General features: G+C 61.8%; 17 protein-coding genes. 9 read left to right on the plus strand and 8 right to left on the minus strand.

Features of this window, described 5'->3' with window-relative positions; all coding sequences use genetic code 11:
- Positions 1-164: 164 nt before the first annotated feature.
- The 3 genes from NUV89_RS02510 to NUV89_RS02520 form a co-directional block, all read right to left on the minus strand.
- Positions 165-2651 carry a TonB-dependent siderophore receptor gene (locus NUV89_RS02510; protein ID WP_257780151.1) on the minus strand — a complete coding sequence of 829 codons (2487 nt, stop codon included), beginning with the start codon at positions 2649-2651 and terminating at the stop codon, positions 165-167.
- 74 nt (positions 2652-2725) lie between these two features.
- Positions 2726-3709 (minus strand): FecR domain-containing protein, encoded by a 984-nt coding sequence (locus NUV89_RS02515; RefSeq protein WP_257780152.1) that lies wholly within the window; start codon positions 3707-3709, stop codon positions 2726-2728.
- A complete protein-coding gene (locus tag NUV89_RS02520; protein ID WP_257780153.1) occupies positions 3706-4221 on the minus strand; it encodes a sigma-70 family RNA polymerase sigma factor in 516 nt (171 codons plus the stop codon). Before NUV89_RS02520 ends, NUV89_RS02515 begins: the two co-directional genes overlap by 4 nt.
- Positions 4222-4478: 257 nt before the next feature.
- On the opposite strand from NUV89_RS02520, the gene NUV89_RS02525 reads away from it, so the two are divergent.
- The gene (locus tag NUV89_RS02525; protein ID WP_257780154.1) at positions 4479-6359 is read left to right on the plus strand and encodes a methyl-accepting chemotaxis protein; all 1881 of its coding nucleotides are present in this window, start codon (positions 4479-4481) and stop codon (positions 6357-6359) included.
- Between the two features lie 37 nt (positions 6360-6396).
- On the opposite strand, the gene NUV89_RS02530 is transcribed toward NUV89_RS02525, so the two are convergent.
- From NUV89_RS02530 to NUV89_RS02550, 5 genes are all read right to left on the minus strand, one after another.
- Entirely contained in the window at positions 6397-6855 is a 459-nt protein-coding gene (locus NUV89_RS02530) for an SRPBCC family protein (protein ID WP_257780155.1), read from the minus strand.
- Between the two features lie 19 nt (positions 6856-6874).
- Positions 6875-10246, minus strand: coding sequence for an amino acid adenylation domain-containing protein (locus NUV89_RS02535; protein ID WP_257780156.1), 3372 nt, complete (start codon positions 10244-10246; stop codon positions 6875-6877).
- Positions 10243-11190, minus strand: a complete 948-nt coding sequence (locus NUV89_RS02540; RefSeq protein ID WP_257780157.1) for a diiron oxygenase — start codon at positions 11188-11190, stop codon at positions 10243-10245. Before NUV89_RS02540 ends, NUV89_RS02535 begins: the two co-directional genes overlap by 4 nt.
- Positions 11187-11945, minus strand: a complete 759-nt coding sequence (locus NUV89_RS02545; protein ID WP_257780158.1) for a DUF3050 domain-containing protein — start codon at positions 11943-11945, stop codon at positions 11187-11189. The genes NUV89_RS02540 and NUV89_RS02545 overlap by 4 nt, the downstream gene beginning before the upstream one ends.
- A 345-nt stretch (positions 11946-12290) precedes the next feature.
- Entirely contained in the window at positions 12291-13001 is a 711-nt protein-coding gene (locus NUV89_RS02550; protein WP_257780159.1) for a GntR family transcriptional regulator, read from the minus strand.
- A gap of 332 nt (positions 13002-13333) precedes the next feature.
- Between NUV89_RS02550 and NUV89_RS02555 the strand changes: the two genes are divergently transcribed.
- From NUV89_RS02555 to NUV89_RS02590, 8 genes are all read left to right on the plus strand, one after another.
- Complete coding sequence (locus NUV89_RS02555) at positions 13334-14227, plus strand: TauD/TfdA family dioxygenase (protein WP_257780160.1); 894 nt, start codon at positions 13334-13336, stop codon at positions 14225-14227.
- 14 nt (positions 14228-14241) lie between these two features.
- The gene (locus NUV89_RS02560; protein ID WP_257780161.1) at positions 14242-15267 is read left to right on the plus strand and encodes an ABC transporter substrate-binding protein; all 1026 of its coding nucleotides are present in this window, start codon (positions 14242-14244) and stop codon (positions 15265-15267) included.
- A gap of 1 nt (position 15268) precedes the next feature.
- Positions 15269-16120: an ABC transporter ATP-binding protein gene (locus NUV89_RS02565; RefSeq protein ID WP_257780162.1), complete on the plus strand. Its 852-nt coding sequence runs from the start codon at positions 15269-15271 to the stop codon at positions 16118-16120.
- Between the two features lie 11 nt (positions 16121-16131).
- Positions 16132-16980, plus strand: a complete 849-nt coding sequence (locus NUV89_RS02570) for an ABC transporter permease (protein ID WP_257780163.1) — start codon at positions 16132-16134, stop codon at positions 16978-16980.
- A 53-nt stretch (positions 16981-17033) separates the two neighbouring features.
- Entirely contained in the window at positions 17034-17954 is a 921-nt protein-coding gene (locus tag NUV89_RS02575) for a LysR family transcriptional regulator (RefSeq protein WP_257780164.1), read from the plus strand.
- A 229-nt stretch (positions 17955-18183) separates the two neighbouring features.
- On the plus strand, positions 18184-19719 hold the full coding sequence (locus NUV89_RS02580) for an MFS transporter (protein ID WP_257780165.1): 1536 nt from the start codon (positions 18184-18186) through the stop codon (positions 19717-19719).
- A 14-nt stretch (positions 19720-19733) separates the two neighbouring features.
- The gene (locus NUV89_RS02585; RefSeq protein ID WP_257780166.1) at positions 19734-20792 is read left to right on the plus strand and encodes an HlyD family secretion protein; all 1059 of its coding nucleotides are present in this window, start codon (positions 19734-19736) and stop codon (positions 20790-20792) included.
- Positions 20789-22234, plus strand: a complete 1446-nt coding sequence (locus NUV89_RS02590) for an efflux transporter outer membrane subunit (RefSeq protein WP_257780167.1) — start codon at positions 20789-20791, stop codon at positions 22232-22234. The genes NUV89_RS02585 and NUV89_RS02590 overlap by 4 nt, the downstream gene beginning before the upstream one ends.
- The last annotated feature ends 30 nt before the right edge of the window (positions 22235-22264 follow it).

Raw genomic sequence — 22264 nt, forward strand, 5'->3', positions numbered from 1 at the left:
ATCGCCGATGGTAGTGTGGGGTTTCCCCATGTGAGAGTAGGTCATCGTCAAGATTGAATTCCGAAACCCCTGTCTGCTAACGCAGACAGGGGTTTTGTCGTTTAACAGGCACAAAAAAGCCAGCGCCGAATCACAGGCGCTGGCTTGGTTCGAGCGCTAGCTAATCAGAACTGGTAACTCACCGTTGCGCTCACACTGCGTTCCTCCCCCAGGTAGCAGAAGTTCAGGCTGGCACAGGACGCAACATACGTCTCATTGGTCAGGTTGTTGGCATTTACCCGCACATCCATTCCCTTCAACCCAACCTTGCCCAAGTCATATCCGACCGAAGCATCAAGCAACGTATAGGCCGGGACTTTCATCGTATTCTCCGCATCCGCCCAGCTATAGCCCACATACCGAACCCCGCCTCCAAGCCGCAAACCGTCCAATGCACCGCTATTGAATTTGTAGTCCGCCCATACCGACGCCATATGGCGAGGCGCCTGCGTTGGCGAGTTGCCCTTGTTCTCGATCAGATTGTCGGCCGTGCTCAAGGTACTCACCATCGACTTGGAATACGCGATATCGGTAAACGTATAGCTGCCCAAAAGCTTCAGGTTATCCGTCAGTTGCATATGCGCCTCCAGCTCAAGCCCCTGGGAGCGAACTGCACCTACAGCGCGATAGAAGTTTTCCTGCGGCAGTTTGGTCGCCAGATTTTCCTGATCGATGCGAAACCAGGATGCGGTAAACAGGTTGTCAGTACCTGGTGGCTGATACTTCAACCCCACCTCCCATTGCGTCCCATCAGTAGGTGCCAGCGGGTTACCTGCGCTGTCCGAATAGGAGTTGGGGTTGAAGGATTCGGAATAGCTGACGTAGGGCGCCAAGCCGTTATCAAACAGATACAACGCACCTGCGCGCCCAGTCAGCTTCGTGCGCTTATCACTGATCTCGGTGCCTGCTGGCCGGCTCGTCTCGGCAATCCGATTCTCATCGGACGTCTCGACCCAGTCCTGACGCAGCCCGAGGGAAAACCGCCACTTATCCATTTCGATCAGGTCTTGCAGATAAACGCCGGTCTGCTCCAACCGTCGCAAGTAGCTGGTCGGGTTGTAATAGCTGATCGCCGAGTTGCCATACACCGGGTTGAACGCGTTGATTGGCTGTAACGACCCACTGGTCCAGTCCACCACTGTTTTGCGCCGCTGATAGTCCGCCCCCATCAGCACCGTGTGTTTGGTCGCCCCGGTAAAAAACTCAGCTTGCAGCATGTTATCGATGATGAAGGCATGCAGCTTCTCATCACCCCCGGAGTAGTAGCGATTCAGCTCGCTGCTGGTCGGGCTGGTCCAGCCGTAGGCATACACCTGATCCAGTCGCACCTTGGAGTCCAGATAGCGAAAGTTCTGCCGCGCCGTGAAGACATCATTGAAGCGATGTTCGAACTGATAACCAAACGACTGCTGGTCACGCTTGTAACCATCGACCCCAGGTTCGCCCTCGAAAAAATGGCTGGAGATTCGCTGGCCATTGCGCTGATGCAGCGCGCCATCTGCCGGCATGCCGCCGTGATAGCCGCCATCAGGATCATGTTGCAGATAGGCTTGCAGCGTCAGCGACGTGTCCTCGGTAAAGTCGATGCTGACGGTCGGCGCCACTGCGAAGCGTTTTTCCTTGGCATGGTCAAATTGGGTGTCGGACTTATCAGCCAGCCCAGTCAGCCGATAGGCAATAGGCTTGTCGTCATCTACAGGCCCGCTGAAGTCAAAGCCCATGCCCCGTTGCCCGTTACTGCCCAGCGTCGCCTGAACCTGATGATAAGGCTCGAACAAGGGCTTCTTGCTGGTCAACGCCACCAGCCCGCCGGGCGAACTGCGGCCATACAGCACCGAAGAAGGCCCCTTGAGAATATCCACCCGCTCCAGGAAATATGGATCAACCTGCATCGTGCTGTAGGTGCCGCTATCCCCCATGGACTTAAGCCCATCCAGGTAAATGTTATCCACAGAACCATCGTTGAAACCGCGCATCGCCACATAGTCATAGCGATGCGTCGCGCCATAGGGGTTGGTCAGCACGCCCGGTGTGTAACGCATGGCTTGCGCAACGGTCTGGGAGCCTTGGTCGTCCATCTGCTCGCGGGTGACCACCGAGACGGTTTGCGAAGTTTCCAACAAGGCGGTGCTGGTCTTGGTCGCAATCTGGCTGTGAGTCGCGTTATAGCCCTCCATGCTGCCCAAGGCATTACCCAGGGCAAAGCCTTTGATATCGGTGGTCGGTAAGGTGAGCGCGCTATCTTCTGGCGCCTTCTGCAGTACAAAGCCCACGCCATCTGCGGAAACGGCCTGCAACCCCGAGCCGTTGAGCAAGTGATTCAAACCCTGCGCGATGGAATATTCGCCGTGTAGTCCGGACGATTGCCGACCCTGGGTGTACGCCGGTGTGCTGGACAGCGTGATCCCCGCCTGCCGCGCAAACTGGTTGAGCACCGCGCTCAGCGGGCCGGCAGGAATCTCGTAGCGTTGATGGACCTGCTCGGCACCCGCTTGCGCGGCCAGGCCGGCCAGCGGGACCGCGCCAATGCCCATCGCCGTCGACAGCAGCGCCGCACGTACGGCTTTTCTCAATAATGGGTAGGACGAGTTACAGGGAAAACACACAGTCATGGTCAGGGTCCGTGAAGGCAGATTAAAGGCTTACTGTCTAAGCCGGACTCACGGAAAAAAACCGCCAAAAAATCTCAGGCCGATCGCTCCAGGCTCACCCACCAACGGCTGCGATAACGCAATTGAACCGGTAGTGTCTGTGGCAGGATCGCCAGCAACTTGTCGGTGTCCTCCAGGCGAAAAACCCCCGATAACCGCAACTCGGCGATATCGGCCGAGCAGCCCAGGTAGCCATGACGATAACGCCCGACCTCCGCAAGGAAGTCGGCCAGGCGCATATCCCGCGTCACGATCAACCCGTCCGCCCAAGCGCCAATGTCCATATCCAGCGGCGGGGCGAGGACGGCTCCTGTCTGACGCACCAGATAGCTTTCTCCTGCATGAACCTGCGTCGAAAGCCCATTCACCTGATGCGGTGAGTGGATGGCCACATTGCCGCTGACCACACTCAACCGCGTGCAGTCACTGGCCTGGCGCACAGCGAAACGCCCGCCAATCCCTTCGAACAAACCATGGCGTGTCTGCACCAACAAGGGCGCCGAAGAAGCAGCGCCGCACGTCACCAGAATTTCCCCACGCAGCAGCGTAATCATTCGCTGCTCTGCGTTGAAGTCCAGGTCCACCGCACTGTCGGTATTGATTTGCACACGCGTGCCATCCGGCAACTGCACGCTGCGGCGCTCGCCAGTGGCGGTAGCGAGGTCCGCGGTCCAGCGCTGCCAACCGGTGACATCCCGGCTGAGCCACGCCGCCGAGCCCACCACCAGCACACCAGACAGCATCTTCAATGCTTGCCTGCGGCCCAGGCCCTGCGCACTGTTCTCCAGCGCCCTATGCGCCCCTGGAATCGTCGCCAGCTGGCTGTTCAACTCCTGCTGCAACGCCTGCACCCGCTGCCAGGCCAACTCGTGGTCGCCGTGGGCTTCTCGCCAGTGTTCACATTGCGCGCGCAGGCGCAGATTGGCGCGGTTGTTACGCAAGCGCAGCGCCCAGTGGATAGCCTGCTTGACCACCTCGGGGCTGGGGCCAAAGCGAACCGCATTATCCATGGGCGTCATGTCTCATAACGCAGGACATAACAGTGGTAGAGCGCCTCGGCGACGTAACGCTCCACCGAGCGCAGCGATACACCCATCTGCTGCGCGATCTGCTTGTACGTCAGCCCGTCGCACTGAGCCAAAAGAAATGCCTTACGCACCTTGGGCTTCAGCCCCTCAAGCAGTCGGGTAATTTCTTCGAGCAACTCCAGCACCAGCGCACGGGATTCAGCGCTGGGCGCCAATGCTTCGGGTAGGTGGGCGATGGACTCCAGGTAAGCCCGTTCGATTTCCTCGCGGCGCCAGTGGTCAATCACCAGGCCCCGGGCGATGGTGCGCAAAAACGCGCGAGGCGCCTTGAGCTCAAAGCGTTCGGTCTTCTGTAGCAGGCGCACAAAGGTGTCTTGCGCCAAGTCCGCAGCATCGCAAGCGTTGCCCAGACGGCTGCGCAGCCATGTGTTCAGCCAGTTGTGATGGGTGAGGTAAAGCGTCTGTACAACGCTTTCATGCGGGATGTACTCAGAAGATGGCATTCACACAGACCTGGCCAAACGTCACAAATGATAATTAGTCGCATTGTTTGGGAGGCTGTAAAAATTTGCAACTCTGATCCTTGTACGACAACCGCTGGTCGGTTTCCTACGTAAAAATCGGATAGATCCCACAATTTCTTAAGTTTTGCCCAAGCTTGGCCGAAAGCCTGACGAGCCATGCGTGCACCGAAATAGAGCGGTCGGTTCCAAGCTCTGCTCGGCACGCTAACCCCCCTTTGGCAAAAGAAGTCGATGAAATGAATCTCAAGTTCAGTCATAAAATTCTGTTGGCCGCGTCAGGCGTCGTGGTTCTAGCCTTCGCGTTATTCACGCTTTACAACGACTACCTACAGCGCAGCACCATCAAGCAGAACCTGGAGTCCTCCATCCAGCAATCCGGTGAACTCACTGCCAGCAGTGTGCAGAACTGGCTCAGCGGGCGCATCCTGGTCCTCGAGAACCTCGCACAAAACGTCGCGCATCAAGGCAGCGCTGCGGACCTGCCAGGGCTGGTCGATCAGCCGGCGTTCACGGAGAACTTCCAGTTCACCTATGTTGGCCAAACCAACGGGGTATTCACCCAGCGCCCTGACGCCAAGATGCCCGACGACTATGACCCGCGTCAGCGTCCCTGGTACAAGCAGGCCGTGGCTGCCGGCAAACCCATGTTGACGCCGCCGTACATGGCCGCCGTGGGTGGGCAGATCGTGACCATCGCCATGCCGGTGAAGAAAAACGGTGAACTGCTCGGCGTGGTCGGCGGTGACCTGAGCCTGCAAACCCTGGTGAAGATCATCAACTCGGTGGACTTCGGCGGCATCGGCCATGCGTTCCTGGTCAGCGGTGACGGTCAAGTGATCGTCAGCCCGGACCAGGACCAGGTGATGAAAAACCTCAAGGACATCTACCCAGGCGCCCAACTGCGCATCGAGAAGCTCAACCAGGACGTGGTCCTCAACGGCCAGGACCGCATCCTCTCGTTTACCCCGATCAGCGGTTTGCCGGGTGCAGATTGGTACATCGGTCTGTCGATCGACAAAGACAAAGCCTACGCACCGCTGGGTAAATTCCGCACCTCTGCGTTGATTGCCATGCTGATTGCCGTGGTCGCGATCGCCGTGCTCTTGAGCCTGCTGATTCAAGTGCTGCTGCGCCCACTGACCACCATGGGCGTAGCCATGCAAGACATCGCCCAGGGCGAGGGCGACCTGACCCGTCGCTTGGCCGTGACCAGCAAAGATGAATTTGGCGAAGTGGGTAGTGCGTTCAACCAATTCGTCGAGCGCATCCACGCCTCCATCTCTGAAGTGTCGTCGGCCACGCGCCAGGTGCATGACCTGTCCCAGCGCGTGATGGCCTCGTCCAACGCCTCGATCATCGGTTCCGACGAACAAAGCGCGCGCACCAACAGCGTGGCGGCGGCGATCAACGAACTGGGAGCTGCCACCCAGGAAATCGCGCGCAACGCCGCCGATGCTTCCCAGCACGCCAGCGGTGCCAGCGAACAGGCTGACGACGGGCGCAAAGTGGTGGAGCAAACCATCCTGGCGATGTCTGAGCTCTCGCAAAAAATCAGCCTGTCCTGCACGCAGATCGAAACCCTGAATGCCAGCACCGACAACATCGGTCACATTCTTGATGTGATCAAAGGCATCTCCCAGCAGACCAACTTGCTCGCGCTCAACGCCGCGATCGAAGCGGCCCGTGCCGGCGAAGCCGGGCGTGGGTTTGCCGTCGTTGCCGACGAAGTGCGCAACCTCGCGCACCGCACCCAGGAGTCGGCCGAAGAGATCCACAAGATGATCACGTCGCTGCAAGTGGGTTCGCGTGAGGCAGTGACCACCATGAACGCCAGCCAGGTCTCCAGCGAAGAAAGCGTCGAAGTGGCGAACCAGGCCGGTGAGCGCTTGATTAGCGTGACCCAACGGATCGTCGAGATCGACGGCATGAACCAATCGGTCGCTGCTGCCACCGAGGAGCAGACCGCCGTGGTGGAAACCCTCAACGTGGATATCAACCAGATCAACCTGCTGAACCAGCAAGGCGTGACCAACCTCAACGAAACGTTGAAGGATTGCGACGCGTTGTCCCAGCAGGCCAGTCGCCTGAAGCAACTGGTCGACAGCTTCAAGATCTGACGACGTGTGCAGGAGCGAGTGCTCTCGCTCCTGCCGCTCAGTCGAGCATCCGCTGCACGTTGTCCAGGGCACTGTCGGCAAACGCCTGCATGAACTGTTCAAACCCCGCCTGTGCCGCTTCTACCGGCTCGGCAACAATGGTCCAGGTGGCCCTGGCGTATTTCCCGCCCTGGGCTTGCACCTGCATCGACGCCCATAGCCTGGCGATTCCCAAGGTGTTGTAGAGGGTCGTCCAGGTCATGCACATGGCGCTCTCGTCCCGGCTGTTGAGTTGTTCGACGACGCAATGGCCATCGCGGAAAAACTTCGTACGCAACGCGCCTACGCCATCGCCTGTCATCTCGATATGCGACAGGGCCGGAATGAATGCGGCAAAGCCGGCGAACTGCCCGACCAGGTCCCAGAGTCGAGCAGCGTCGCAGGCGACCAGCACCGAAGCCACCACGGGCGCGGCGACGGGGTTGCGGATCAATGTATCGGGTTGCAGCGGTTTCATGGAAATGTCCTGACGCGGTTCAGATAAAGCCGATGGCCTGTAGGTAATCGCAGCCTTGGCGTAACAACGCCGGACTTTTTTCGGGGTAGTGCATGTGCATTTTTCCCACGCCCCGGCGTGCGTTGTCGTGATGGATCATGGCGGTATCGCCGATGTCTTCACCCAGGCCTTCCAGGTAAAAGCCCAGCACGCCAAACAACGCGTTGTCGCGGCCTACCGTTTGCAGCGCGCGCTGCCAGCGGGCCACGCTGACTCGCTCGAAGCGGTAGCCCGCCCGGCTGAACGCATCGAGGTAGTCGCTCCAACTCAAAGGCTGCGGGTTGTGCAGGTTGAATACGTTTCGCCCGGTTTCAAACTGGCCGGCATGGAACGCGATAAAATGTGCGAAAAAATCCACTGGCATCAGGTCGTGGTTCAGCTCCAGGTTTGGCACCAAACCCAATTGCAACGAGCCCTTGAGCATCAGCATCAGGCGGTTCTTCTGCGGCTGGCAGACCCCGCTGCGGCTGTTGAAGCTGATATTGCCCGGACGCACGATATTCACCCAGGCGCCTTGTTCCACCGCGCGCCCGACCAGCCGCTCAGCGACCCATTTGGACAGGTTGTAACCGTTCTTGATGTAGAGCGGCAGGCTGCTTGCGGCAGGTGCTTCAAGGACGTGCCCTTCGGCGTCGATGCTGCTGCATGCCGACAGCGTCGAGATAAAGGTGAAGACCTTCTTGCAGCGGGTTTCACACAGGCGCAGGCATTCCAGCACCGGATCGACGTTGTCCCTGGCCAGCGTGGCATAGTCCAGCACATGGTTGACCCGCGCCGCGTTGTGCACCAGCACGCCGAAGTCCTCCGCGAGGTGCTCATACACATCGTCGGTCAGGCCCAAGCGGGGCTGGCTGATATCGGCGGCGTACACCTGCACCCTGCTCAGATCCAGGTGTTCCAGGTGGAACTCGCACAATGCCTGGGCAAAGCGCTCCTGCGACGAATGGCCGGGTGATTCGCGCACCAGGCACGCGACCTGCGTGGCGCCACCGGCCAGCAACGCCTCGACGATATGCACACCGATAAAACTATTGGCGCCCGTCACGATGATCTTACCCGGGTCGCCCGCGCGGTCCGCGGCCAGTATCTGCACCGGCAGCGCTCGCTCGGCATCGCGAATCGCCTGGGAGCACGGCGCGGTAGAGGGCACGCTGTCTGCCATCAGTGACGCGAGGGTACGAATCGTCGGGGCTTCGAAGAACCGGTTCAACGCAAGGCTGCGGCCAAACCGCTCGCGGATCCGCAGCAACAGCGTCGAGAGCAGGATGGAGTGCCCGCCGAGGTTGAAGAAACTGTCGTCGATAGACAATTCGGTCACGGGCACTTGCAGCAACTCGCTCCACAGGTCTGCCAACTGCGCTTGAAGCGGTGTTTGCGCCGGCTGGTCGCTGGCACTCGATGTCGGTCGAGCCGACAAATCCAGCAGCGCCTGACGATCGACCTTGCCGCTGCTTGTGTAGGGCAGGCTCGGCAACTCGGCCCACACGCCAGGCTGCATGTAGTCCGGCAGCCGCTGCCGTGCATACAGCTTGAGCGCAGTCAGCGTGGCGCCGGGTTGCGGCTGGGCGACCACGGCATGGATTCTGTGCTCGGGCCCCACCACCACGGCCACCTGGCAGTACAACCGGCTGTCGCGCAGGCACTGCTCCACTTCCTGCGGCTCAACCCGAAATCCGCGAATCTTCACCTGCCCGTCGCGGCGGCCACCCAACACGATACCGTCGCCTGTCCACTGCGCCATGTCCCCACTGCGATACGCCTGCAAGGTCTGGCCGTCGGGCAGTGACAAGGTCACGAACGGGTTGTCCTGCGATTGCACGGTGTCCACATACCCCAGGCTCACCCCTGGGCCGACGATATACAGCTCCCCCATCACCTGTTCGTCCACCGGTTGCAGGTCGTCGTCGAGAATCAGCACCTGGCTGTTGGCGATGGGATAGCCCAGGCTGCAATTGCTGTCGCCCGGTTGCAGGCGGCGATGGGTGACCAGCACGGTGGCTTCGGTGGGGCCGTAGAGGTTGTGCAGCTGGCACTGGCCCGCCAGCCGCTCGATGACATGGGGCTCGCAGACTTCGCCGCCCGTCAGCAAATGCTGCAGGCCCAAGGGCGGGCCCGGCGGCAGGATACTGAGCAGCGCCGGCGGCAGAAACCCATGGGTGACGCGCTGCTGGCGGATCAGTTCGACCAATTGCTGCGGGTCGCGCCGCTGCGCCTCGCTGGGCACGATCAACTGCGCGCCGGCGATCAGGCTGGGGAAAATATCCATCAGCGAAGCATCGAACCCCAGCGAGGCAAATTGCAGCACGCGACTGTCCTCGCTCAGCGCCATGTGGCGGGCGAACCACGCGGTGAAATGCGCGAGGTTGCCTTGGCTGAGCGTGATGCCTTTGGGCCGGCCGGTGGTGCCTGAGGTGAACAGCACCATGCACGGTGCCTCCAGGCTGGGTCGATGTTGCAGCAACACTGGCGTGGTGGCCGGTTGATCGAGGGTACTGACATCCAACGCCACAAAATGCTCGCGCAACGGGTGCCGACCATTGTCGAGCAACACGCGCGCCCCGGCGCTTTCCAGCTGGGCCTGCTGGCGTTGTGGTGGATGCTCCGGCGCCAACGGCAGGTACACCGCGCCGCAGCCCAGCAGGGCAAGCAGGCTGGCGTACAGCGCGGCGGACTTCTCCAGGCACACACCCACCACGACGGGTGCCGCAAGATTGCCCAGCAGCGGTCGCAGCTGTTGCTGGATCGCCAATGCTCGAGTGTGCAATTGCCGATAAGTCAGCACCTCGCCCGCGATGTTCAACGCCGGCCGCTCGGCGAAGGTTTGAAGGCTGGCCTGCAAGCGTTCGATCATGGGCACTTGGGCGGCTTGCAGCAGTTGCGGGTCTGCCGTGCGATTGAACCGATGCAGGAACGCCACGGCGTCCAGGCCCAGCAAGCCCTGTTCAGGCCATGTGTTGGGATGGGCCTTATTGGGTAGATAGCCTGGGTCGCGGGCGAAGCCGCTGACGTGCAGGGCCACCCATTGCGCCAGTCTGTCAGTCGCCTGCTGACGCAAGCGCTGGCCGTTGCCGCTCGGTTCCTCAGGAGCCTCAAGGGTGGCCAGCAGCCGTTGTTGGTGGTCATAAGCGCGCAGTTGCAAGGCGGGCAAGCCGTGTTCGGTCAGCGGGCCAACCCCGAGGCGCAGGCTGAGCCTGGGGACTTGGGCCAGGTGGGCCGGTAGCGGCAGGCTGGCATCTTCGATAAGCAGATCGGCCAACTCATGCGCAGCCCCATGACCGTATTGCTCGACCCACTGCCGCACGGCCTGCAGGGCTTTGCTGGTACCGACCCAGCCAATGTGCAGGCGCCTCATGACCCACTCCCGGTGACGGGCAGCAAATCCCCCAGCGCCTGTGCCACGCTGGGTGTCTGGAGCAACCCGCTGCGGTTCAGGAAGCCCATGATGTTGCCGACCAGCGGGTGCTGGCGCGTGATAGGGAACACCAGCGCCTCGATTTCATCTCTCAATGCATGACGCACAGCCGTGTCGACGTCCAGGTGTTCGATCAATTGCAGGTCAAAGTCCTTTTGCAGGTCATTGGTCAGGTAGTGCGCCAGGAACGTGGGCAGGACATGGGCGATGGCGTCGCGGTCATCCGGGCTTGCCGCTTGCCAGTAGTGCTGCACCAGGCGTGTCCAGAACTGCGCGTGGCGGCCTTCGTCACACAGGTGATCCGCCATCAACCCGCGCACGGATGCCTTGACACTGGGGTCCTTGGCGAACGCCGCCACATCGTGGGTGACGGTATTTTCCGCAATGGCCACGCCGATCAGCTCCACGGCGTCGCGCAGGTGCACTGGTGCCTGTGCCAGCGCGAGCGGCAGGGCGCGGCTCAGTTCGATCTGATGCGGCAGGTCGAGCGGCGGGATGCCAGTCATGCCCACGGTCTGTTGCAGGAAGTCCAGCGCGACCAGGGCGTGATAGTCCTCATCCACCACCACCGTCATCGCGGCGTAACGAACGGTGGCAGGGAAGGGCAGGGAGAAGCGGTTCTTGGCAATGCTGCGCGCGGTCTTGTCGACGATCTCGGTCTCGAAGATCACCACGTCGTTGATGAATTTGTAGAAGCTCTGCAACAACACATAGTCGCGCCATTGCGGGCACTGTTCGAGAAACGTCGCGCTGAGCGCCAGCGGTTGGCGCGACAGGGGGTAGATCAACTTGTCGTCGTCTTCCAGCAAGCGGCGCGGCCGTGTGCGCACGGTGGCGCGGCGCTCCCAGTCTTCGGCCACGCCGTGGTAGTCACTGGCATTCATGGGCGCACCTCCTGCAAAGAGGCGCGCACGTCGTCCCAAAGCGCGATGCGACTGTCCACGGCCGCGAGGGCGGTGTCGGCGGTTTGCTGTTGGCGCTCGGGGTCTGTGCCGGTGAGGTTTTGCAGCAATCGTTGGGCGCCTGGCCCGTGGTCCTGGCTGTCCAGTTCGATATGGCGATTGAGGTAGTGGCTCAGGGTGGGGGCGCGGCGCTGGATGATTTCACAGCCCTCGAGCAAGCGCTTGAACATGGCTGGAATAACACTCTCACGACCATGCAGGAAGGCCGCTGCCACGCAGTGCGTCGGCGCGTGCAGCGCGATATCCAGGGTCTTGGCGACAAAGCGCACCACGCCCGGCAGGACGTCGACTTGTTGCAGCGCAGCAGTGGCTGTCACACCTTGGCGTTGCAGTGCGACGAAGCTATCGATTGCGACGGTGCTGGCGCCTACTTCTGCCATGGCGTCCCGGTACAGCTCGAAATGACTGTAATGACCGCGCTCCAGGTGCGCGTCCGACTCTTCGCTGAGCACGATTTCATTGATTAGCCGTGCGGCCTCGGCGTTGGTCGGCGGGAGCCAGGGCAGCTGTGTGCATGTCAGGTCTTGTTGCAGGCGTTTGGTGAGGGTCATGAAGTCCCAGACGGCAAACACATGGCTTTGCATAAACACTTGTAACTTGCCCAGTGAATTGATTTCGGTAAATAACGGATGAGTGCACATCAGTAGTTTTTTTTGTTCTAACAAAAGTTGATACATGGTTGATGCCTATGAGTTGCGGCGACTGCTCTGACAGCCGTGATGGCTTTTACAGATGAAGTGGGATCGATAATGCTTGAACAGAATGCACGCAGCGCCGGCAAATGCACGGGCTTGCGCAGTCGGTTTAAGTATTGGATTTATTGAAAAGATAATAAGCTGATTAAACGTTTGGATCAGCTTATGAATGTATTAGATGTTTTTTCGAAAAGTTACTGTGTGCGTAACTTGTAGAGTTGTAAGTGAGAAGTTTCCCTGATGTGTGCAGGTTTATTTAATCGAGGGGTTTTATAATCGCGCGGGGTTTCCTGGATTGGACGGTTACCCCGCAATGCCCGACGTGCACTAGCGTGCATCTTTCCTGTCGGCAGCATCCAGACTGTTCAGGTAGGTGGTGATTACCTCCATGTCGCGCGTCAGGTGATTGCGCAGCGTCAGCACGCTTTCATCGATTTTCTTCTGCGTCACCAGGCTCAGCAATTCACGGTGATCTTCCTGTGACGTCTCGCCCAGGCCCATGGCTTCAAGGTTGAAACGCAGGAAGCGTTCTTCCTCGTTCAAACCGTGCTCAACCAGGGTCAGCAACCGCTGGTTGGGAGCCTTGCCATACAGCGCCATGTGGAACAGGCGGTTGAGGCGGCCCATCTCGGAATAGTCCTTTTCTCGCTCAAGGGCACTGATGCAGGCATCTGCCTCGGCGATGTCGGCTTCGGTGAGCAACGGAATCGACAGGCGCAGCGCCTCGGATTCCAGCAGCATGCGCAGGGCGTAGGTCTCCGCCGAATTGTCTTCGATCAAGGGGGCAACGACGGCGCCTTTATGGGTCACCACGTGCAGCAACGATTGCGCCTCGAGCTGACGCAAGGCCTCGCGCACGGGCATGCGGCTGACCCCGAACAGGCTGGCCAGCTCTTGCTGGCGCATGGCAGTGCCACAGGGCAATCGACCATCGAGGATCGCATTGCGCAAGGTCTCTTCGATCACGGAGCGTGCAAGGTGGGCGGGAATGGGCCCGCTGATTCTGATGCTGCTCAAGGGGTTCGGCTTCTGCGTCACGACTACACAGTCCTCCTTATTAGAATGGGTGGCGTCAATTGGATCCAAAGAACACTAGAGGCTGCCCTACGGCTTGTCAAACGGGCAAGATTTGCGGCTTGTAAGCGGCTAAACATTGGGCTTCAGGCGCCCACAGCATGCTTTTGCAGCGTCTTACACGGCTGCGTCATATTGCTATGAACTGAACGCTTCGTCGCCCTTGTTTATTCCTTAACCGCCGTACGGCACGGGTTGCTTCGGTGCATTCCCGTATATGTATATTCGCTAACGGTATTTAAAATGGAGTTCTTATATCTATAAAGTCAGTTCCCTGTCTGACCGGGAGTGACCTCATGTCTGCCACCTCTACTGCTCCAACAGCGACCTCCACCGCCCAACGCTTTGAGATTCGCCCGCTGCCCGGCAGTGTCGGCGCCGAGATCATCGGCCTGGACTTGTCTCGACCGGTCAACGACGAGGATTTCGCGCGCATCCACCGCGCGCACCTGGATCACCATGTGGTGGTGTTCCGCGACCAACGCATCACCCCCGAGCAACAGATCGCCTTCAGCCGCCGTTTCGGTGTGTTGCAGATCCACGTACTCAAGCAGTTCCTGCTGGCCAACCACCCGGAAATCCTGATCGTCTCCAACATCATCGAAAACGGTCAATCCATCGGCCTGGGGGACGCGGGCAAGTTCTGGCATTCGGACCTGTCCTATAAAGAACTGCCCAGCCTGGGCTCGATGCTGCACGCCCAGGAGTTGCCGTCCGAAGGCGGCGACACCCTGTTCGCCGACATGCACAAAGCCTGGGACCAACTCCCCGAGCACCTGCGCCAGGCCGTCGAAGGTCGCAGCGCCGCGCATTCCTATACGGCGCGTTACAGCGAGACCAAATTCGAAGGCAACTGGCGCCCCACGCTGACCCCCGAGCAACTGGCCCAGGTCGCCGAAGTGGTGCACCCCATCGTGCGCACCCATCCGGAAAACGGCCGCCAGGCACTGTTCGTCAGCGAAGGCTTCACCACCCGCATTGTCGGCCTGCCGGAAGACGAAAGCCGCGACCTGCTGGCCCAGCTCTACGCCCACAGCGTGTTGCCGCACAACATCTACCGCCACTCGTGGCAGCCCCACGACCTGGTGTTCTGGGACAACCGTTCACTGATCCACCTGGCCGCCGGTTGCCCCAGCCACCTGCGCCGCAAACTCTTTCGCACCACCATCCAGGGCGACGCGCCTTTCTGATTCGGAGCATGACCATGTCCAAGAGCATTCCATTCGCACGGCTGGCCGCGACCGTCGGCCTGGGTGTCAGCCTGTTGGCCGGCAGCCTTGTTGCACCGGCGGCCGCGCAGGCCGAAGGCGAGATCCGCATCGCCGAGCAGTTCGGCATCGTCTACCTGTTGCTGAACGTGGTGCGCGACCAGCACCTCATCGAGAAATACGGCAAGCAGGAAGGCATCGACATCAAGGTCGACTGGACCCAGCTGTCCGGTGGCGCAGCGGTCAACGACGCGTTGCTGTCCGGCTCCATCGACATTGCCGGCGCCGGCACCGGCCCGCTGCTGACCATCTGGGACCGCACCCACGGCAAGCAGAACGTCAAGGCGGTCGCGTCCTTGGGCAACTTCCCCTACTACCTGGTGAGCAACAATCCCAAGGTCAAGACCATCGCCGACTTCACCGAAAAAGACCGCATCGCGGTGCCGGCGGTAGGCGTTTCCGTACAGTCGCGCTTCCTGCAATACGCCGCCGCCAAGCAGTGGGGCGACAAGGAATTCAACCGCCTCGACAAGTACACCGTCGCCGTCCCACACCCCGACGCCACGGCGGCATTGATCGCCGGCGGCACCGAGTTGACCGGGCACTTCTCCAACCCGCCGTTCCAGGACCAGGCGCTGGCCAACCCGAACGTGCATGTGGTGCTGAACACCTACGACCTGTTCGGCCCGAACTCGCCGACCGTGCTGTTCGCCACCGAGAAATTCCGCAACGACAACCCGAAAACCTACAAGGCCTTCATCGACGCCCTCACCGAAGCCGCGCAGTTCGCGCAGAACGACAAAGGCGCCGCCGCCGACACCTACATCCGCGTGACCAAGGCCAAGATCGACCGCGCCGAGCTGCTGAAAATCATCGACAACCCGCAGTTCGAATTCAGCATCACGCCGAAAAACACCTACCCGCTGGCGGAATTCCTCTACCGCGTCGGCGCCATCAAGCACAAGCCTGAATCGTGGAAGGACTACTTCTTCCAGGACGCCAAGCCGCTGCAAGGAAGTTGAGATGAACGCGCCCTTGCAAGGCCACGCGGCCAGCAACCTGCACACCGCCGCCCCGTTGCTGGCGGTGGATAACGTCAGCCTGGAATACCGCACCCCCGAGCGCGTGGTGCGGGCCACCCACCAGGTCAGTTTCGAGATCGACCCGGCCGACCGCTACGTGCTGCTCGGCCCCTCGGGTTGCGGCAAATCCACCTTGCTCAAGGCCATCGCCGGGTTTATCAAACCCTGCGAAGGCGAGATCCGCCTGCTCGGGCAAAAGGTCGAGCAACCGGGCCCGGACCGCATCGTCGTATTCCAGGAATTCGACCAGTTGCCGCCGTGGAAAACCGTCAAGCAGAACGTGATGTTCCCGCTGCTGGCGTCCAAAACCTTGAAACGTCGCGAAGCCGAAGAACGCGCGCTGCACTACCTTGATAAAGTCGGCCTCAGCGCCTTTGCCGATGCTTATCCGCACACCCTTTCCGGCGGCATGAAAGCCCGCGTGGCGATTGCCCGCGCGCTGGCCATGCAGCCGAAAATCCTGCTGATGGACGAGCCCTTCGCCGCCCTCGACGCCCTGACCCGACGCAAGATGCAGGAAGAGTTGCTGCTGCTCTGGGAAGAAGTGCGCTTCACCCTGCTGTTCGTCACCCACTCCATCGAAGAAGCGCTGGTGGTGGGCAATCGCATCCTGTTGCTGTCGCCCCATCCGGGGCGTGTGCGCGCAGAAATCCACAGCCATCAATACGACCTGCACAGCCTTGGCGGTGTGGAATTCCAGCACTCGGCGCGGCGGATTCATCGCTTGCTGTTCGATGAAGCCAACGACGTGGAACCTGAGCTGGGTTTTGCCGATATCCGCATCGCGTATTGAAGGGGAAACCTATGCGCCAGGAATATGAAATCACCTTGGAACCCCTGCTCAGCGTCCCCGTGGAACGCGAGCTGCCCCTGCGCCAACGCCTGTGGCAACAAGGCTGGCTGCGCAAGGGCTTGATCCTGATCGTGCTGGCGATCCTCTGGGAAGCCGTCGCGCGCTACCAGAACAACGACCTGCTGCTGCCGAGTTTCTTGCAAACCTCTGCTGCGCTCTACGACGGCCTGCTCAGCGGCGAGTTGCTGAGCAAGGTGAGCATCTCGCTGGTGGTGCTGCTCAAGGGCTACCTGATCGGCATCGTGCTGGCGTTTGCCCTGACCACCCTGGCGGTCTCGACCCAAGTGGGCCGCGACCTGCTCAGCACCCTCACGTCGATGCTCAACCCACTGCCGGCAATCGCACTGCTGCCGCTGGCCCTGCTGTGGTTTGGCCTGGGGCAGAACAGCCTGATCTTCGTGCTGGTGCATTCGGTGTTGTGGGCGCTGGCGCTGAACACCTATTCGGGGTTTCTCGGCGTGTCCGAAACCCTGCGCATGGCCGGTCGCAATTACGGCCTCAAGGGCATGCGCTTTGTGCTGTTCATCCTGATCCCGGCCGCGCTGCCGTCGATCCTCGCCGGCCTGAAGATTGGCTGGGCGTTTGCCTGGCGCACGCTGATCGCCGCCGAGTTGGTGTTTGGTGCAACGAGCGGCAAGGGTGGGCTGGGTTGGTACATTTTCCAGAACCGCAATGAGCTGTACACCGACAAGGTGTTTGCCGGGCTGGCCGTGGTGATCCTGATCGGCCTGCTGGTGGAGAACCTGGTGTTTGACACCTTCGAGCGCCTGACCGTGAAGCGTTGGGGCATGCAGCGCTAATCACCTGTTACGATTGCGCCGAGTTCACTCCCTACAGATCACGAGTGCTTGGCATGCAATTACCGGACATGAACCTGCTGGTCGCCCTCGACGCCTTGCTCGACGAGGGCAGCGTCGTCGGCGCCGCGCGCCGCATGAACCTCAGCCCGGCGGCCATGAGCCGCACCCTCACGCGCATTCGCGAAGCGGTGGGCGACCCGATCCTGGTGCGCGCCGGTCGCGGCCTGGTGCCGACGCCCAAGGCGTTGCAGCTGCAAGCCCAGGTGCGCAACGTGGTGGAGCAGGCGGCGCTGGTGTTTCGTTCGGCGGACCAGGTGGACCTGCGCACCTTGCGCCGTCGTTTCAGCGTGCGTGCCAATGACTTTTTTATCGGCGTGTACGGCGGCCGCCTGTTCGACACCATGGAACGCATGGCACCGCTGTGCGAGCTGTGCTTCGTGCCCGAAGGCGACACCGACGACGAAGCGCTGCGCGAAGGGCGCCTGGACCTGCGGGTGAGCAACACCCAGCCCGCGAGCCCCGAGGTGAAGGTGCAGAACCTGTTTTCCACGACCTTTGTCGGCCTGGCGCGGGAAGACCACCCGCTGTTCGACGAAGACATCACCGCCGCGCGTTTTGCCAGTTACTCCCACATCAGCATCTCGCGGCGCGGCATTGCCCGTGGGCCGATTGATACCGCGCTGAACGCCCAAGGCCTGGAGCGCCGCGTGGCGATGATCGCGCCGGGGTTCCACGGTGCGATGTTCATGCTGCCCGACTCCGACCTGATCCTGCCGGTGCCCAAGGAAGCGCTCTACAGCGCCAACCGCCTCAAGTTGCCGCTGCGCGCATTTGCCTTGCCGATCTCCCTGCCGACGCTGGTGTTGGCGCAATCCTGGCACCCGCGCTTCGACAAAGACCCGGCACATAAGTGGCTGCGCGAGACCATGCGCGAAAGTTGCCACGCCACCTGGCTAGAAGCCCAACCCACCTAAATGTGGGAGCGGGCTTGCTCGCGAAGGCGGTGGATCAGTCATACATGTGCTGACTGACACTCCGCTTTCGCGAGCAAGCCCGCTCCCACACAAGCCCGCTCCCACAGGATTTTGTATCTGGGGTTGAGGTTTGCGTTTGGCGCACTTATAAGCTGCCGACATGTAACTTTTTGTCATGGGTTAGCCTGATTAAACTGCTCGGGTATTTCCCATTCCGAGTTACCCGTCCATGACTTCCCTCGCTGCCCCCGCACTCCAGGCCGCAGCCAAACCCGTCGCCATCACCCCGCCCGTATTCGGCCCGCGCATCATCATCGGCCTGGTCGGCGTGTTGCTGGCGGTGCTGGTGTCCGGCCTCAACGAGATGGTCACCAAGGTCGCCCTTGCCGACATCCGTGGCGCGCTGTACATCGGTTTTGACGAAGGCACCTGGCTGGTCGCCGCCTACACCGCCACCTCCGTCGCGGCCATGGCGTTTGCACCCTGGTGTTCGGTGACGTTTTCCCTGCGCCGTTTCACCCTGTGTGCGATCGGCCTGTTCACCGTGCTGGGCATCCTGTGTCCGTTCGCGCCGAACTACGAAAGCCTGTTGCTGCTGCGCACCGTGCAAGGCCTGGCCGGTGGCGCGTTGCCGCCGATGCTGATGACCGTGGCGCTGCGGTTCCTGCCGGCCAGCGTCAAGCTGTACGGCCTGGCCGGCTACGCGCTCACCGCCACCTTCGGCCCGAGCCTCGGCACGCCGTTGGCGGCGCTGTGGACCGAATACGTCGGCTGGCAATGGGCGTTCTGGCAGATCGTCGCGCCGTGTCTGTTGGCGATGGCCGCCGTGGCCTACGGCCTGCCGCAAGACCCCCTGCGCCTGGAGCGCTTCAAGCAGTTCAACTGGCGCGGCCTGCTGTTGGGGTTCCCGGCGATCTGCATGCTGGTGATCGGCATCCTCCAAGGCAATCGCCTGGACTGGTTCGAGTCGGGCCTGATTACCTTCCTGTTGAGCGGCGGCACGCTGTTGCTGGTGTTGTTCATGATGAATGAATGGTCGCACCCGATGCCGTTCTTCAAGCTGCAAATGCTCGGCCTGCGCAACCTGGCGTTTGCCCTGATCGTGCTGGCCGGGGTGTTGATGGTGCTGACCTCGGTCATCATCATCCCGTCGAGTTTTCTTGCCCAGGTGCAAGGCTATCGCCCGCTGCAAACCGCGCCGGTGATGTTGCTGATGGCCCTGCCGCAATTGATCGCGCTGCCGCTGGTGGCGGCGCTGTGCAACCTGCGCTGGGTCGATTGCCGCTGGGTGCTGGGCATCGGCCTGGGCATGTTGGTGCTGTGCTGCGTGGGCAGCGCCCATCTCACGTCTGAGTGGATTCGCGACGATTTCTACGGCCTCTACCTGCTGCAAATCTTCGGGCAACCGATGGCCGTGCTGCCGTTGCTGATGCTCTCCACCGGCAGCATCCAACCCATGGACGGGCCGTTCGCCTCGGCGTGGTTCAACACCGTCAAAGGCCTCGCCGCCGTGATCGCCACCGGCGTGATCGACACGCTGACCACCCAGCGCCTGCACTTCCACTCGACCATGTTGGTGGACCGCCTGGGCAACTCGCCCCTGGCCGACGGCGACGCGCCGGGCCTGGCGCACCGCCTGCACGAGCAGGCCGTGGTGCTGACTTCTTCGGATCTGTATTACGTCATGGCCGCGGTCGCGGTGGCGTTGATCCTGCTGATTTTCTGGATGCCCACGCGGATCTTTCCGCCCCGCGCACCGACTTGATTAAAGGACTGTTCATGAAACGCAAAGACAAAATCGCCGTCACCGTTATCGCCGTATTTGCCGTCGGCGTGCTGGTTTATCTGGTCGCTCCGGGTGTGCTCGGCAGTAAACGCCAGACCACCAACGACGCCTTCGTCGCCGCCGACTTCACCCTGGTAGCGCCGCGTGTGGCCGGTTTTATCAAGGAAGTACTGGTGGAAGACAACCAGCGCGTCAAGGCCGGGCAACTGCTGGCGCTGATCGACGACCGCGACTTTCGCGCCGCCGCCCAAGCCGCCGACGCCGACACCCTGGTCGCCCGCGCCCAACTGAAAAACGCTACTGCCACGCTGGAGCGCCAGAGCTCGGTAATCGCCCAGGCCCAGGCCACCGTCGCCGCCGACCGCGCCGAAATGGCCTTCGCCGAACACGAACTGAATCGCTACAACCACCTCGCCGGTGTCGGCGCGGGCACCGTGCAGAACGCCCAGCAGGCCAAGACCCGCATCGACCAGGCCACTGCGCGCCTGGCCAACGCCACGGCGGTGCTCGCGGCCGAACGCAAGCAAGTGGAAATCCTCAGCGCCCAGCGCGACGCCGCCGAAGGCGGGCTCAAACGCGCCCAGGCCGCGCTGGAAATGGCCAGCTATCAACTGTCGTACACGCGCATCGTCGCGCCGGTGGACGGCATGGTCGGCGAGCGTGCGGTGCGCGTCGGCGCCTATGTGACGCCGGGCAGCAAGATCCTCGCCGTAGTGCCGTTGGCCGAGGCCTACGTGGTGGCCAACTTCCAGGAAACCCAGCTCTCCCATATGCACGCCGGCCAAGCCGTGCAGGTGCGTGTCGATAGCCTCGACGGCGAGCTGCTCAACGGCCATCTGCAAAGCCTCGCGCCGGCGACCGGGGTGACGTTCGCGGCGGTCAAGCCGGACAACGCCACCGGCAACTTCACCAAGGTGGTGCAACGCATTCCGGTGAAGATCGTGCTGGAGCCGGGCCAGGCGCTGACCGAACGCCTGCGCGTCGGCATGTCGGTGGAAGCCAGCGTCGATACGCAACCAGTGGCGCAGCAGCGTGAGGTGGCCCAGCAATGAAACGAGTCGCCTGGCTCACCTTGAGCCTTATCAGCCTGAGCGCCTGCACCGTCGGCCCGGATTTCCACACACCGCAAAGCGCGGCAGTGACGCAATGGCACCAACCCCAAGGCCGTCAAGCCGCCAGCCGCGCCGTCAGCGATCCGTTGCAGGAGCGTTGGTGGGACGTGTTCCACGACGCGCAACTGTCGGCCCTGACCCGCCGCGCGCTCACCGACAACCTCGACCTGAAACTCGCCAGCAGCCGCCTGCAACAAAGCCGCGCGGTGCGCCAGGTGACCACCGCCGAGCGCTATCCCAACGTCGACGCCAGCGGCGCTTACCAGCGCAAACGCAACAGCGGCAAAGGCTTGAGCGACCCGTCCGGCGAGAACGGTCGCGCGGCGTTCAACCAATGGGATGCGGGGTTCTCGGCGTCCTGGGAGCTGGATTTGTGGGGCCGCGTCAAACGCGAAACCGAAGCCGCCGACGCCACCCTGCAAGTCGCCGAAAACGACCGTCGCGCGGTGCTGCTCGCGGTACTCGCCGAAACCGCCCAGGACTACATCCAACTGCGCGGCGTACAAAACACCCGCGCGGTCACCGAGCAAAACCTCGACGTGGCGCGCCACAGCCTCAAGCTCTCGCAACTGCGTTTGGCGGACGGCGTGGCGACCGACCTGGACGTGGCCGAAGCCGCCGCCCAAGTCGCCACCATCGAAGCGCGCCTGCCGGATTTGCAGCAGCGCCAGGATCAGTTGATCAACGCCCTGAGCCTGCTGATGGGCGAGCCGCCGCAGGCGCTGCACGCGCAACTGTCCAAGGACGCCGCCGTGCCGCAAACCCAGCGCCAGGTCGCCATTGGCCTGCCGTCGGAGCTGGCCGAACGGCGCCCGGATATCCGTCAGGCCGAAGCGCGCTTGCACGCAGCCACGGCGACTATCGGCGTGGCCAAGGGCGATTTCTACCCGCGCATCACCTTGTCCGGCAGCCTGGGTTCCCAGGCCCTGCAATTGGCGGATTTCGGCTCGTGGGGCTCCCGCGCCCTGGCCTTTGGCCCGCAGTTCAGCCTGCCGTTGTTCAATGGCGGGCGCCTCGAAGGCATGCTCAACCTGCGCGAAGCCCAGCAACAGGAAGCGGCGCTGGCGTACCAGCAGACCGTGCTGCGCGCCTGGCATGAGATCGACGACCAACTCACCCGCTACAACGCCAGCCAACTGCGCCGCGACAGCCTCGCCGAAGCGGTGCGCCAGAACCAGATCGCCCTGGTCACGGCGCAACACCAGTACGTCGAAGGCGTGGTGGACTTCGTCAACGTCCTCACCGTGCAAGGCGCGCTGCTGGCCACGCAAGAGCAGTGGGTGGAAAGCTCCACCGGCGTGTCCCTGGCCATGGTTGGCCTTTACAAAGCGTTGGGCGGCGGCTGGGAATCGGTGTATCCGCTGCACACCGCCGGGGGTTAAGTACAAAGAGTTTTTGTCAGTCGCGAAATA

The sequence above is a fragment of the Pseudomonas sp. 18.1.10 genome, assembly GCF_024655625.1.
GTDB lineage: Bacteria > Pseudomonadota > Gammaproteobacteria > Pseudomonadales > Pseudomonadaceae > Aquipseudomonas.

Excerpts from the sequence above, each read along its gene's own strand:
- NUV89_RS02560 (WP_257780161.1), top strand. The coding sequence starts at position 14,242 with ATGTCCAAGAGCATTCCATTCGCACGGCTGGCCGCGACCGTCGGCCTG.
- NUV89_RS02580 (WP_257780165.1), top strand. The coding sequence starts at position 18,184 with ATGACTTCCCTCGCTGCCCCCGCACTCCAGGCCGCAGCCAAACCCGTC.
- NUV89_RS02510 (WP_257780151.1), bottom strand. The coding sequence starts at position 2,651 with ATGACTGTGTGTTTTCCCTGTAACTCGTCCTACCCATTATTGAGAAAA.
- NUV89_RS02590 (WP_257780167.1), top strand. The coding sequence starts at position 20,789 with ATGAAACGAGTCGCCTGGCTCACCTTGAGCCTTATCAGCCTGAGCGCC.
- NUV89_RS02555 (WP_257780160.1), top strand. The coding sequence starts at position 13,334 with ATGTCTGCCACCTCTACTGCTCCAACAGCGACCTCCACCGCCCAACGC.
- NUV89_RS02535 (WP_257780156.1), bottom strand. The coding sequence starts at position 10,246 with ATGAGGCGCCTGCACATTGGCTGGGTCGGTACCAGCAAAGCCCTGCAG.
- NUV89_RS02575 (WP_257780164.1), top strand. The coding sequence starts at position 17,034 with ATGCAATTACCGGACATGAACCTGCTGGTCGCCCTCGACGCCTTGCTC.
- NUV89_RS02545 (WP_257780158.1), bottom strand. The coding sequence starts at position 11,945 with ATGTATCAACTTTTGTTAGAACAAAAAAAACTACTGATGTGCACTCAT.
- NUV89_RS02540 (WP_257780157.1), bottom strand. The coding sequence starts at position 11,190 with ATGAATGCCAGTGACTACCACGGCGTGGCCGAAGACTGGGAGCGCCGC.
- NUV89_RS02570 (WP_257780163.1), top strand. The coding sequence starts at position 16,132 with ATGCGCCAGGAATATGAAATCACCTTGGAACCCCTGCTCAGCGTCCCC.
- NUV89_RS02565 (WP_257780162.1), top strand. The coding sequence starts at position 15,269 with ATGAACGCGCCCTTGCAAGGCCACGCGGCCAGCAACCTGCACACCGCC.
- NUV89_RS02520 (WP_257780153.1), bottom strand. The coding sequence starts at position 4,221 with ATGCCATCTTCTGAGTACATCCCGCATGAAAGCGTTGTACAGACGCTT.
- NUV89_RS02525 (WP_257780154.1), top strand. The coding sequence starts at position 4,479 with ATGAATCTCAAGTTCAGTCATAAAATTCTGTTGGCCGCGTCAGGCGTC.
- NUV89_RS02585 (WP_257780166.1), top strand. The coding sequence starts at position 19,734 with ATGAAACGCAAAGACAAAATCGCCGTCACCGTTATCGCCGTATTTGCC.
- NUV89_RS02515 (WP_257780152.1), bottom strand. The coding sequence starts at position 3,709 with ATGACGCCCATGGATAATGCGGTTCGCTTTGGCCCCAGCCCCGAGGTG.
- NUV89_RS02530 (WP_257780155.1), bottom strand. The coding sequence starts at position 6,855 with ATGAAACCGCTGCAACCCGATACATTGATCCGCAACCCCGTCGCCGCG.